Origin of the sequence: Pseudomonas sp. VS40, from assembly GCF_018587885.1 — a bacterium.
Taxonomy (GTDB): Bacteria; Pseudomonadota; Gammaproteobacteria; order Pseudomonadales; family Pseudomonadaceae; genus Aquipseudomonas; species Aquipseudomonas pergaminensis.
Genome location: NZ_JAGYWD010000001.1, coordinates 85,116 through 98,561 on the forward strand (window position 1 = coordinate 85,116; position 13,446 = coordinate 98,561).

Here is a 13,446-nt window from a genome sequence, read left to right on the forward strand (position 1 = left end):
GGTGATGTCTGTCGGCTTGCTGAACCCAAAGCCCTCAAGAGGCGCACGCGACGGTCGGTCGCTTCAGGCGTATCAACAGCAGCCCGCCGACGACCACGGCGATGCCGGCGTAGGTCGAGGCCTGGATCACATCGCCAAACATCAACGCCGCCCATACCAGGGTGACCGGTGGTTCGAGGTAGACCAGCGCCGCCACCTGGGTCGCGGTCATCACGCGCAGCAACATCCACAGGCTCAAATAGGCGACGAAGGTCGAGAACAAGGTAAGCCAGACAATTGAGATCAATACGTCAGGATCGTGGGGAATACTCAGCGTGTCGGTGTAGAGCACCGCGCCGGTAAAGCCGATCAAGGTCAGCAGCGATTGGATGAACAACGGCAGCACCAAGCCTGCGTCCTGGCGCTGCTTTGTGCGGCGCTCATAAAGGGTCGCCAGCGTCAGCCCCAGCGCTGCGGCCAGTGGCAACAGGTACATGACCAGGCCGACACCCTTCCCGCCACTGCCGTACTGCCCGGCGATCACGATGGAAACACCCATGAAGCTAATCATCAGCCCGGTCCACTGCCAGCCACCACTGCGTTCAGTCGCGCTGCCGGTCGATAGCGCTGCCGTCATCAAGGGCTGCAGCGCCGCGATGATCGCAGCTATGCCGGGAGACAAACCATTCTGGATCGCCACATAGAGGCAGCTCAGGTACAGGAACTGCGAGAGAAATCCGATGACGGCGTAATGGCGAACCTGCGCCCAAGTAACCTTCAGCAACCTGACATTCAGGAACAGCCCCAGGCACACCGAGACCAGCAGGAAGCGCCAGAACAGCAGATTAAAGGCGCCGCCGCCTTGCGTACCCAGTTTGGCGCCGATGTAGCCAGAGCTCCATGAGAGTACAAATGCCACCTGCAACAGCAGCCGCTTTAAGGTTGATCGCGTCATGAGGCCTGCCCATCAGTTCACGTTGACTGAAAGGCTAAGGGCCGCGCATGCTTCTGTATATTTGAATAAGCTGCACCATCAATTCGAAATAGTGGAATCATGGCCAAACAACTGAATATCGACCTGCTGCGCACCTTCCACGCGGTGGCGCGTTTCGGGCGATTCAACGAAGCGGCCGAGCATGTGCATCGCAGCGCCTCCACCGTGACGACACAGATACAGAAGCTGGAAGATCAGGTTGGCCAGCGCCTGTTCAGCCGCAGCAACCAAGGCGTGGAGTTGACGCTGTACGGCAAGAAACTGCTGGGTGAAACCACCGAGTTTCTCAAGAGCCATGACCGCCTGCTGATCTCGCTGATGCCACAGCGTATGGAGGGCAAGATCCGCCTGGGCGTTCCGGACACCTATGCGCCGGCGTTCATACAGGAGTTTCTGCCTCGACTGATCGCTGACAATCCGCTGCTGGAGTTGGAAATCGAAGCGCGCACCAGTGGCGAATTGCTGAACCTGTTCATGGCCGACCAGCTGGACCTGGCGATCACCGTCAGCGCCCAGCCGCTGGCACAGGGCGAACGCTTGGGGCCCGTGCAGCCGCTGTGGGTCGCGAGCGAGGGCTTCAATTGCCCAACCCATGCGCCGCTGCCCATCACCGTACCCATCGCGGGTTGCCCGTATCGCGCAGCCGCGTTGCGAGCATTACAGGATTACGGGCTTTACCACCGCTTGCTGCTGGAAAGCCCCAACTCATCCGCGGTTGAAGCCTGTGTTCGCAGTGGCGTTGCGGTGGGCCTGATGGAAGAGAGCCGCATGGGCGAAGGGCTTGTGCACATGACAGAACTGCCACCGCTGCCTGCACAACACCTGTACTTGTTGTGCGATTCCGGCAACGCGCTAGCCTTGCACCTGAATGAGCAAATCAGGCACTTCAGGGTTTGAACACCAGCCACAAAAAAGCCCGCTGACCGTCACTGGTTCAGCGGGCTTTTCACATCGGCTGGGTACTTGGCTTACAGCGCCAGGTCAGAGGCCGGCTTGCTCGGCTCAGCCGCAGGCTTGGCCGCCTCGGTAGCCTTTGGCGCTGTCACTTGCGGGATCGCAGGTGGTGGCGTCAGTTGCAGGATACCGGCGGTGTAGGCCCATTCCTTGGCAACAGCTTCAGGGCTGTCGTTCAGCTTGGTGCCATAGCTCGGTACGATCTGGTGCAGCTTGGACTGCCACTCGGGGGTCGCCACCTTGTCCTTGAACACTTTCTGCAGCACGGTCAGCATGATCGGAGCCGCAGTGGATGCGCCTGGCGATGCACCCAACAGGCCTGCAATGGTGTTGTCGGCGGAGCTGACCACTTCGGTACCGAGCTTCAGGACGCCGCCCTGCTCTTCGTCACGCTTGATGATCTGCACGCGCTGACCGGCTTGCCACAGGCGCCAGTCGGATTGCTTGGCGTTCGGGAAGTACTCTTGCAGCGCCTTGAAGCGGTCGTCATCCGACAGCATCAGTTGGCCGGCGAGGTACTCGACCAGTGGGTATTCACGAATACCGACTTTGGTCATTGGCCAGATGTTGTGGGTGGTGGTGCTGGTCAGCAGGTCCAGGTACGAGCCTTCTTTCAGGAACTTGGTCGAGAAGGTGGCGAATGGGCCAAACAGGATTACGCGCTTGCCATCCAGCACACGGGTGTCCAGGTGCGGAACCGACATCGGTGGCGCGCCAACCGAAGCTTTACCGTAGGCCTTGGCCAAGTGCTGCTCGGCGATGGTTGGGTTATCGGTCACGAGGAACGAGCCGCCAACCGGGAAGCCAGCGTATTCCTTGGCTTCAGGAATGCCCGACTTTTGCAGCAGGTGCAGTGCACCGCCGCCGGCGCCGATGAACACGAACTTGGCGTCGGTTTCAGTCTTGGTGCCGTCTTTCAGGTTTTTGTAGCTCACGCGCCACGAACCGTCGGCGTTCTTGGTGATGTCCTGCACTTCGCTCGACAGTTTCAAGTCGAACTTAGGCGTGGTTTGCAGGTGAGCGACGAACTGGCGGGTGATCTCGCCGAAGTTCACGTCGGTGCCAATCGGGGTCCAGGTGGCCGCGATTTTCTGGTTCGGGTCACGCCCTTCCATCATCAGCGGAACCCACTTGGCGATCTGCGCCGGGTCTTCGGAGTACTGCATGCCGGCGAACAGCGGGCTCGCTTGCAGCGCTTCGTAGCGTTTTTTCAGGAACTTGATGTTGTCATCGCCCCACACGAAGCTCATGTGCGGCGTGGAGTTGATGAACGAACGCGGGTTCTTCAGCACGCCCTGCTGGACCTGCCAGGACCAGAACTGACGGGAGATCTGGAACGCTTCGTTGATCTCGACCGCTTTCGGGATCTCAACGTTGCCGTTCTTGTCTTCCGGGGTGTAGTTCAGCTCAGCCAGGGCCGAGTGACCGGTACCGGCGTTGTTCCAGCCGTTGGAGCTTTCTTCGGCCACGCCATCGAGGCGCTCGACCATTTCCATCGACCAGCCCGGCTCCAGCTCATTGAGCCATACACCCAGGGTCGCACTCATGATGCCGCCGCCGATCAGCAGCACATCGACTTTCTTTGCCTCTTCCGCTTGAACGGACGTGATCCCCAGCGACAAAGCCAGCCCCAGCAGGGCAGTGTTTACTTTTTTAAACATCAGTAGCACCTATGATAAAACGCCATCCGCCCTACCGCCCCTGATCATGGGCAACCCTCAATCACGCTGCGCCAGGCAACGCACCGCGGGGTTCGCACATTCACTCAAGGACCGCAGGGTGGGCACACAAGGCCGACGTATCGACCTCACTTTTATGTCCCTTCTGCGCTGACTTCTTATCATTATTGGCTTCAGCTACCTGGGCGACAGCCAACTGCCGGGACGTATACGGATGTACGTACCAGAGAGAGACTAGACCAAGATGGCGCGCAGAATATCACGCCCGGCGTCGGATATGGACTCGCCAGTCGCAAGGCCATCAGTTCGCCAGTTTTTAAGATCTGTCTCATGGGCCTATAAATCGCAGCATTGCACTATGGATTGGCTCACCCAACGGGTAGCAGACAACCTTCCATCCTTTAAAAGAGGCATTGCAATGCTGAACAAACTGAGCCAACTCACCCTTGCCTGCGGCGCTTGCTGGCTGCTGGCTGGCACTGCACAGGCTGCGGACGGGCAGATCGAATTCACCGGTTCGGTCACCGACAACGCGTGCACCATCACCACCGGCGACGTGAATAAATCCGTGACCCTGGACGCGGTACGTATTGCCGACTTCGCACCCACCGTGGGTTCCACCGCCAAGCCCAAAGCGTTCTCCATCAGCCTGGACAACTGCAGCACCGCGACCCGCAAGAACGCCGCCATTACCTTCAGTGGTCAGCAGGACGCCACCGATTCGACCCTGCTCGGTCTGACCGGGGAAAATCAAGTGCGCGGCATCGCGATTCAGATCGCCGACTCGCGTACTGGCAAAAAGCTGCCACTGAACACGGCGACCGCCGATTACGACCTGCGTACGCAGTCCAACACCTTCGACTTCACCGCCGCCTACGTGCGTACCGTCGCCGACACGACTACCGGCGAAGGCGACGATGCCGTGACCACGTCCGGTATCGGCACCGGTCAGGTGCACGCGCTGGCCAGCTTCGACGTTACCTACAAGTAATTGCTCGTCAATACCGTGGGCCGCTCGCCGGCCCACGGACTTTCAAAGGTCTCTCATCATGCGTTTGAACCTGTGTTTTTTGCTCGCCCTGTTGCCGCTCTGGCACAGCGCGGCAGCCAATGCCGCCGTCACGGTCGGCGCCACGCGGCTGATCTACGACGGGGCTTCCAGTGAAGCCAACCTCACCGTCAGCAATCGCGAAGACACCTCGCCCTACCTGGTGCAATCCTGGGTCAGCCGCTTTGGCACGGGCAATGACGAAAGTGTCGACAGCTTTATCGTCACCCCGCCGCTGTTCCGACTCGATGCGAACAAGGAAAACATCCTGCGCGTCATCTTTACCGGGGGCGCCGATGTACCCCAGGACCGCGAAAGCCTGTTCCTGATGAACGTCAAGGCGATTCCGGCCATGAGCGACGACCAGAAAGGCAAGAACGTGCTGCAGATTGCTCTCAAGACCACCATCAAGCTGTTCTACCGCCCCGCAGGCGTCAAAGGCTCGCTCAAGGACGCAGTGGCACAGGTGGGCTGGACGTCAACCGCGGGGGCATTGCAATTCAATAACGCCTCCAAGCTGCACGTCGTGGTCAGCGAACTCACACTCAACGGCCTGCCGATCACCCAGGCGCCGGATGTGCTACGCCCTGGGGAACAGCGCGAACTACCGATCCAGGCCAAGGCGGGCGATGACGTGTCGCTCAGCTACATCGACGACTACGGCAGCATCGTGACCGCCCCCCTTATCCGCATTCATTGATACACGCGCACGCCCCCATCAGGAACGCCCATGCACCGTTCATTCCCATTCACGCGCCGTCGCGCCGTGAAGGCTTTCGGCTGTCCGCTCGTGGCTGCCGTTGCCTTGCACCTGGCCCCCGCACAAGCCGGCTACGAGTTCGATGCCTCGTTCCTCGAGATCGGCGGTGGGCAGAGTTCGGCGGCGGTGAAACAACAGGTCAGCGCCATGAGCGAAGGCCAGTTGCCGGGAATCTACCGGGTCGATGTGCTAGTCAACCAACACGCTGTCGACCAGCGCGACGTGCGCTTCGTGCGCGCCACCGGCACGGCGGATCGCTCGGCCACGGGGCTGTTCCCGTGCCTGGATGCGGATTTTTTGCGCGCCCAGGGCGTGGCCGAAACGGCCCTGCAAAACCGAAGCGATGCGGACCCCACCTGCGTGGCCTTCGACCAAGGCCTGGCCGGGGTGGTCTACGACTACGACTTCAACCGCCAGTTGCTGTCGATCGACATTCCCCAGGCGTACCTGGGCAGTATTGCGTTTGAGGTGCGCCGTCGGCAGTGGAGCACCGGTGAGAACGTGGCGTTCACCAACTACAGCTTCAGCGGCAGCACAACAGAGTCCGACAGCGGCCGTCGCCAGAACCAGTTCGGTAGCCTTCGCAGTGGCATCAATGCCGGGGCCTGGCGCCTGCGCAATTTCTCGACCTGGCAGAAAGGCACGGGCGACACCGGGCGCTGGGAGTCGATGGAAACCTATGCCCAACGGGACATGGGCAACATGATGGCGATTGCCACCCTGGGCGACGCTACCACTGAGGGCGACCTGTTCGACGCGATTCCCTATCGCGGCGTGGGCATCGCCTCGGACCTGGACATGCTGCCCGACCAGTCCCGTGAATTCGCACCGGTGGTGCGCGGCATCGCCAATGGCCGCTCGCGGGTGATCATCCGCCAGCGTGGCTACGTGATCCATGAGCAATGGGTGCCATCGGGGCCGTTTGCCTTGACGGATCTGTATCCCACCGCCAGCAATGGTGACATCGAGGTCACCGTGGAAGGCCCGGACGGCCAGCGCCAGGTCTACACCCAGTCGTTCTCGTCGGTGCCCTACATGCTGCGCGAGGGGCAGCAAAGCTATTCGTTGTTCGCCGGCCAGTACCGCCCGGCGCAGTCGGCCTTTGCACAAGAAACCCCAGCCTTCCTCCAGGCCTCCCTGCGCCGAGGTTTGAGTGGCAGTACCACGCTATTCGGCGCCAGCCTGCTCAGCGACCAATACAACGCCGGCCTGCTGGGTTTCGCCCACGACTTCGCCGGCTTCGGCGCGATTTCAGTGGACGTGACCCACGCCCGCAGCGACGCCATGGGCCATGAAAAAACCAGCGCCAGCGGCCAGTCGTTCCGGTTTCGCTATTCAAAATCCCTGGCGGCCACCGACACCAATTTCAGCCTGATCGGCTACCGCTATTCCACTGGCAGCTACTACTCGTTCAACGAAGCGCTCAACAGCCGCAATGCCGGGCAAACCCTGGACACCTACCGCCGCGGCCATATGAAAAGCAACTTCACCGCCAACGTGTCCCAGCAACTGGGCGGCTACGGCGGGGTGTACGCCAACGTGTCGAAAACCGCGTATTGGGACAGGGGCCATGCCGACACCTCGATCCAATTGGGTTATAGCGTGAGCGCCGGGAGTGTTTCCTACTCCCTCGGGTTGGGCCTGAACAAAGGTGCTGACAGCAACGATCGCAGCCTGTCCCTGAGTGTCAGCATGCCCCTGGGCAGCCCGCGCAACCAACGTGTCACCGCGAGCATGAACCAGAGCGCGCGCGGCGCGGCGTCACGCACCGCGACCCTCAGTGGTAACGCTTTTGACGATGACACCCTGGCTTACAGCGCGGGCGTGGCGCAGCAAGTCAACGGCGCCCAACGCCAGACGGGCGGCACGTTCGCCGCCCAGTACGACGCGCCGAGTGCGATTGTGCGCGGCGCTTACAACGAGTCCACCGGCAACCGCCAATTGGACCTGGGCGTAGAAGGCTCAGTGGTGGCGTACGGCAGCAACCTGATGTTCAGCCAGCCGCTGGGCGAAACCAACGTGATCGTGGCCACGCCAGGAGCCGCCGATGTGGCGATCACCAACAAGCGTGGGGTGCGCACCAACGCCAATGGCTACACGGTGGTGCCGTCCGCCCTGCCCTATCGTAAGAACCGCGTGTCCCTGGACACCCAGTCGATGTCCGCGGACATCGACATCGCCGAGCCGGTGCAGGAAGTCACGCCCAATCGCGGCGCCTTTGTGCTGGCGGACTTCGACACTCGGCGCGGCAAACGCATTCTGTTCCGCATCAGCGACACCCAGGGCGAAGCCGCGCCCTTTGCCGCCCGCGCCGAGCTCTTTGCGATAGACGGGCGTTCGCTGGGCAACACCCTGGTGGCGGACAAAGGTCGCGTGTTCCTGACCGGCGTGCCGCCAGAGGCGCGACTGATGATCAGCGTGGACGGGCAACCGTGGTGCAGCCGCGACTTGAAACTGAACGACGACGGGCCCGCCGAGGGCGGGATTACGCAGATCAACCTTCAATGTGAGCGCGCGGCCGGTGGGTCGGGCGCCAAGGATTCGTGACCATGATCGTGAATATACGCAACCGCGTGACACTGGCGCTGTGGGCCGGCGTGCTTTGCTGCCTGTCATTTCAGGCGCAGGCACTGATCGGCGGCAACGTCGAATGCGGAACGCCGGGCTACCCGACCTATGGCTACCGTTTCCAGCCGGGTGAAGCGATCAATGTCGAGTACAGCGCCACGTGCACGATTCGCCGTGCCTTTCCCTACGCGGCAGGCGTGAACACCAGCATTACCTACGGGACGGGCTACAACCATGCCGCACTGCAGTTTGTAGACCCCTCCAGCTGGACCGTTCTGCCGCAACTTGATATTGGTAAATTCAGTGGAATCTGCCTGGGTGGTACGTGCCAGCGATTGCCCCTCAACACAGTGGTGCGCTATCGCTACAACCTGGTGGGCACCGCGCCCAGAACAACCGGCACGCGCAACGTGCAAGTACGTATTGGCGTGACCTCACTTAACTACCTGGCATGGGCCGAATGGTTCCTGGATATGCCTTTTGTGTACACCGTCTACACACCGGCATGCACGCTGAGCTCGCCCAGTGCCGTCAACCTGCGCTTCGGCAACATCAGCAACGCCGACCTCAGCAGCCAGGTGCAATCCACCACGGTGTCGGTCAAGTGTGCGACCGCCGTGCAAGCCACGGCCACCCTGAGGCCGAGCCAGGCCGTGGTCAACGCCACAACCGGGGTATCACGCACCACGCTGGCCGGCTTGAACATGCAGGCGATCTGGACCGACTCCTACAACCCGGTGGACTTCAGCGGCGTGCGCAACCTGCAACTCAAGACTGGCAGCAACAACGTCAATCTCAGTTTCAAACCGCAACTGGTCGCCGGCCAGTCGCCCACCGGTGCATTCCAAAGCCAATACACCCTGACCATCGATTACCGCTGAGGCCCTCGTCATGAAAACTTCGCTGTTCGCCCTGGCGTTGTTCAGCGCCACCGCCCAGGCCGCCGACACGGTGAATATCACCGTCAGCGGCACCCTCACCCGCCCACCCTGTGCGCTGAACACCGGCACCACCCTCACGGCTGCGTTCGGCAATGTGCGCACCGACCAGGTGGCAACCACCGAAACCGTAGCGTTGCCGGTACGCATGACGTGCCCGGCGGGCTCATCGCTGAACGTCAGCTTCACCGCCAACAACGGCACCTACACCGCCACCGTGGCCAAGACCACCGCCGACAACCTCGGTGTGTCGTTACTCTGGGCGGACGACACTGCAGCGAACCTCACCGGCACCACCAAGACGTACAGCAACCTCAGCGGCACCGTGGACATCAGCCTCAAGGCAAAGCTGGTCGAGCGTGGCACGCTGGCGCCTGGCGCATTTACGTCGTCCATGGTCATGACCCTCAATTACCTATGAAGGCGCTCACCTGGATTCTGCTGATCGTGGCCGGCACCGCCCTCGCGCAACCGGCGGAGCAAGCGCAGATCGACGTCACCGGCAAGCTGATCACCCCACCCTGCACGGCGCGCTTTCCAAGCACGCAACAGGTGGAGCTGGGCAAGGTCAACCTCAACCAGTTAGCCGACGACAGCGCCGGCGCCACCGACGTGCCGCTGGTGTTCGATTGCCAAGCCAACAGCCACGTCAGCCTTACGCTCTCTGCCGGGCTGGGAAGCGTCGACAGCCACACCCTGCTCACCAGCCGCCCGGCGCTGGGGTTGCAGCTTGGTTTGCTGAATAAAGGCGCGAAGGCTGATTTCAGCCTGGGTAAAACCGGCACCTGGCCGGTAATCGACGAACCCTTGGAACTGACCCTGCGGGTCAAGCCCGTGTCCCTGGGTGAACTGCCCGAAGCGGGCAGCTACAGCGCGATGCTGTTGATGCAGGTCACCTACCGCTGACTACTGGAACTGCCGGGCCTCGATGCAATAGGTCAGCAATGCCTGGTCGCTGTCGACTTCCAGCTTGCGCATGGCCGAGATTTTCTGCGCGCTGACGGTCTTGTTGCTACGGCTCAACTGCCGCGCGATATCACTGACGCTCATGCCCGTCACGAATAAACGCAACACTTCCATTTCCCGCGGCGACAGGCTCTGGAAACGCTCCTGCACCTGGTACGCGCTGCCCAACACCGACGTTGCCGCAGGCGCAGGCGCCTGGTAGTTGCGCTGGGCACTGATGGCGCCCAGGGCTTTTTCGATTTCGCCGTGCAGGTGGTTTTTCTGGATCACGCCTGCCACCCCCAGTTCCTGTAGACGGGTGAGGATCAGGCTGTTGGAGATCATGGTCAGCACCAGCACCTGGGTGTCGGCGAAGTGCCGCAGGATGTACTCGATCAGTTTCAAGCCATCGCCGTAGGTGTCGTCGCCCGGCATGTTGAAATCAGTGATCAGCACTTGCGGCCGGTGCGCGCGTAACAATTCGATCAACTGGCTGGAACTGACGGCCTCGCCCACCAGGCGATAACGTGAATCACGTTGCACAATCTCGCGCACGCCCACCAGTACGATCGGGTGGTCGTCGGCAATGACGACGTTCATTTCTCGCATTATTTATCTTCCTTGTAGTGAGCTTTCGACTCTGCCAGCAAGCAGTGCGCCACCGCCGTCAGCCGCGCACACAACGCCCTGATCTGCGTGGTCGCGTAGTGATCCAGGGGGCCTTCGTACAGCGTGTTTTCCCAGGTCTGACACGCGTTGGAGAGCACCCCGGCACGCACACTGGCCAGCGCACCGTTGAGGCTATGCAGGCGCTGGCGCACCTGGTCGGCATCGCCGGCGGCCAGGCCCTGTTCAATGTGCTGCACATCCTCCAGCAAGGTATCGCCCATCAATTGGCGCATGGACGGGGACAACTCGATCCAGCCGTCGCGGTCACGCTCCGCCGGAGGCACCGCCAGGGCGCTGGCGCGGCGACAGTGCGCCATCAAGGCCTGACGCAGCGTGCTCATGCTCAGCGGCTTGACCACCCAGGCGTTCATGCCGACCGCCAGGCAACGCTCGCCTTCCTCGCGCAGGGCGTTGGCGGTCACGCCAATAATCGGCACCTGCACCCCCTGCTCACGCAGTGCGCGGGCCAGGTCATAGCCGTTGAGGCGCGGCATGTTTATATCGGTGATCACCAGGTCGAACGGCTGCGAGCCCCAAATTTGCAAGGCGTGCTCGCCGTCCCGCGCTACGGTGGCCTGGGCGCCGAGGGCTTCAAGCTGCTCTTGCAGCACGGCCTGGCTGACCGGGTTGTCTTCGGCCACCAGCACCCGCACGTTCAGGCAAGGCGCATCCAGGCACGACGGCACCAGTTCGGGGCTGGCCACCAAGGGGGCACCGTCAACGATTGGCAAGGTGATGAACAGCGAAAAGCTGCTGCCCAACCCAGGCTCACTGACCACGCGCATGCTGCCGCCCATCAATTCACTCAAGCGCGAGCAGATCGACAGTCCCAGCCCCGCCCCGTTGCCATCCTGGCCGCCCGCCACTTGGTAGAACGGCTTGAACAATTGATCCAGGGCCTTTTCCGGAATGCCCACGCCGGTATCGGTGACTTGCCATTGCAGGGCGACTTCATTGGCGAGCAGTGCCTGCACGGTCAGCCGCAAACGCACGCGCCCCGACTCGGTGAACTTGATCGCATTGCCCAGTAGGTTATGCAGGATCTGGCGGATACGCCCCGCATCGCCCAGCAGTTGGTGGGGCACTTGCGGGTCGATTTCCGCATCGATCTGCAAACCCTTGTTGCGTGCCGTGGCGGTAAAGCCCAGCACGGCCTCCTCCACCAGTTGCCGCGGATTGAACGGCGCCGCTTCCACGGCCATTTGCCCGGACTCGATCTTCGACACATCGAGTATGTTGCTGATCAGTTGAAACAGCACGGTGGACGAGCCTTGGATAATTTCCAGGTACTGGCGCTGGCGCTCGCTCATGGCGGTCAGGGCCATCAGTTCCAGGTTGCCCAGCACGCCGTACAGGGGCGTGCGGATCTCATGGCTCATGGTGGCCAGGAACACGGTCTTGGCTTCATTGGCGGCCGTGGCTTCCTGGCGGGCCTGGTTCAACTGCAAGGTTTCGTCCACATGGCGGGTGATGTCGTTGCAGCCGCACAGAAACACGTCTTCGCCTTCGTAGCGCGCGGCCACCACCACAATTTGCAGGTAGCGGCCCTGCACGGCCAGGCACATCTCGCCGGGGGTGTCCGGGCCGTCGTTGGCCTTGAGCACGGCCACCAGCGGTGCGGTGCCCCCCAGGAGCAAGGCACGTTGGTTTTCCAGCAACAACTGGCAGTCGCTGCGCCGCACCACACACAGGCCCGCCGGGGCGTTGTGCAGCATGATGCGGTTGAACGCCTCGCTATCGAACAGACGCTCCTGGGCACGTTGGGCCGGGCTGACAATGCGGGTCTTGTACCAATGGTTGATCCACCAGCCCAGCAGCACGGCCGCCAGAAACGTCAGGCCCAGGCCCAACAGCGGCCACTTGGCGTAGCGCAGGAAATCCTGATAGCTGATGGCGTACAGGCCAGTCCAGTGCTCGCCGCCCTCGCTGAGCATCTTGAAGCGCAACCCCTGGCTGTTGAAGCTCAGGCCCAGGGGCGCCATGTGTTCATCACCCAGGCTGCCGAGCAAGACATCGCCCTGGGGTGAGATCAGGGTGAACTGGTTGTAGACCGAGCGCTGCAGCACCCGCTCGAACTCATCGACCTGGGAGGTATCCACCACGGCCGCCAAAGTCAGCAGGCCCTGGGGTTGATTGGCCGGGAGCACGGCGGCGGGCGCATCGAGGCCGATCATCGCGACCACGCTGCGGCTGCGTGGATACAGCTGCAAGGGCGCACGCATCCAGCGTACGCGGCTGTCGGTGAGCAACAGGCTTTGGCTTTGTTGTAACTGGTGCAGGCGGCTCACCACCTCGCGGTAGTGTTCGCGCAACAACGGTTGATGCTGGCGCAGGCCGCCAATGCCCGGTACGGCCAGGCTGGCGACGTCATTGGGCGTAAACACGAACACCTGCGGCGAGGCATAAAAGGAACTGGCCCAGTAGCCGCCGTAGTAGTCGGTCAATTGCACGCCAAACGCCAGCGCGCGGCGCGTATCATCCGCCGAGAACCCCACCGCGTGGGACAAGGTAAATGGCAACGACAAGGCAAAGCCCTTGGCTTGCAGCACCACGTGCCCGGCGTCGCGCTGCAGCTCCACCACCTGGGTGGATTGCACCGACGGCAGCGGCGGCGCATTGCTGCGGCTGTAGCCAACCGCGACGTTGCGCAGGAACGCCTCGTGCTCGTGGATGATCTCAACCACGCGGGCGAAGTGAAACTCGACCTTTTCTTGCTCGGCATCGAGCAACCGCGAGACCGCCCAGTAGCAACTGCTGGACAGCAACAGGACGAGCCCGGTGAGCAGCAACAGGGCGGTGTTCAAGCGCTGGGAACTCTGTGCCAGCTTATCCAGGCGCAGGCTTGCATGTTTCATCGTCAGTACCGCAGAAGCCTGAATCAGGACGTGGAGCCTATGCATGATCCCGGCATT

At 61.9% G+C, this 13,446-nt stretch carries 11 protein-coding genes; 7 read left to right on the forward strand and 4 right to left on the reverse strand.

Annotated elements, in window-relative coordinates:
• Positions 1-34: 34 nt before the first annotated feature.
• Positions 35-934, reverse strand: a complete 900-nt coding sequence (locus KHP07_RS00380) for a DMT family transporter (protein ID WP_214496409.1) — start codon at positions 932-934, stop codon at positions 35-37.
• A 99-nt stretch (positions 935-1,033) separates the two neighbouring features.
• Between KHP07_RS00380 and KHP07_RS00385 the strand changes: the two genes are divergently transcribed.
• On the forward strand, positions 1,034-1,870 hold the full coding sequence (locus KHP07_RS00385) for a LysR family transcriptional regulator (RefSeq protein WP_099494455.1): 837 nt from the start codon (positions 1,034-1,036) through the stop codon (positions 1,868-1,870).
• Positions 1,871-1,941: 71 nt separating this feature from the next.
• Here KHP07_RS00385 and mqo read toward each other — a convergent pair whose 3' ends face one another.
• A complete protein-coding gene (mqo, locus tag KHP07_RS00390) occupies positions 1,942-3,588 on the reverse strand; it encodes a malate dehydrogenase (quinone) (RefSeq protein WP_078047465.1) in 1,647 nt (548 codons plus the stop codon).
• A gap of 436 nt (positions 3,589-4,024) precedes the next feature.
• Here mqo and KHP07_RS00395 point away from each other — a divergent pair, with 436 nt between their 5' ends.
• Genes KHP07_RS00395 through KHP07_RS00420 form a run of 6 tightly spaced genes read left to right on the forward strand, consistent with a single transcriptional unit; the run spans position 4,025 to position 9,826 of the window.
• Positions 4,025-4,597 carry a fimbrial protein gene (locus tag KHP07_RS00395; protein ID WP_078047464.1) on the forward strand — a complete coding sequence of 191 codons (573 nt, stop codon included), beginning with the start codon at positions 4,025-4,027 and terminating at the stop codon, positions 4,595-4,597.
• Positions 4,598-4,655: 58 nt separating this feature from the next.
• The gene (locus KHP07_RS00400; protein WP_078047463.1) at positions 4,656-5,354 is read left to right on the forward strand and encodes a fimbrial biogenesis chaperone; all 699 of its coding nucleotides are present in this window, start codon (positions 4,656-4,658) and stop codon (positions 5,352-5,354) included.
• Between the two features lie 30 nt (positions 5,355-5,384).
• Positions 5,385-7,961, forward strand: coding sequence for a fimbria/pilus outer membrane usher protein (locus KHP07_RS00405; RefSeq protein WP_078047462.1), 2,577 nt, complete (start codon positions 5,385-5,387; stop codon positions 7,959-7,961).
• A gap of 2 nt (positions 7,962-7,963) precedes the next feature.
• Complete coding sequence (locus KHP07_RS00410) at positions 7,964-8,863, forward strand: fimbrial protein (protein ID WP_078047461.1); 900 nt, start codon at positions 7,964-7,966, stop codon at positions 8,861-8,863.
• A gap of 10 nt (positions 8,864-8,873) precedes the next feature.
• Positions 8,874-9,341 (forward strand): fimbrial protein, encoded by a 468-nt coding sequence (locus tag KHP07_RS00415; protein ID WP_078047460.1) that lies wholly within the window; start codon positions 8,874-8,876, stop codon positions 9,339-9,341.
• A complete protein-coding gene (locus KHP07_RS00420) occupies positions 9,338-9,826 on the forward strand; it encodes a fimbrial protein (RefSeq protein ID WP_099494452.1) in 489 nt (162 codons plus the stop codon). Before KHP07_RS00415 ends, KHP07_RS00420 begins: the two co-directional genes overlap by 4 nt.
• Here the strand turns inward: KHP07_RS00420 and KHP07_RS00425 are convergent, their stop codons facing one another.
• Positions 9,827-10,474, reverse strand: coding sequence for a response regulator (locus KHP07_RS00425; protein WP_078047458.1), 648 nt, complete (start codon positions 10,472-10,474; stop codon positions 9,827-9,829).
• A complete protein-coding gene (locus tag KHP07_RS00430) occupies positions 10,474-13,389 on the reverse strand; it encodes an ATP-binding protein (RefSeq protein WP_214496410.1) in 2,916 nt (971 codons plus the stop codon). Before KHP07_RS00430 ends, KHP07_RS00425 begins: the two co-directional genes overlap by 1 nt.
• Positions 13,390-13,446: the final 57 nt, after the last annotated feature.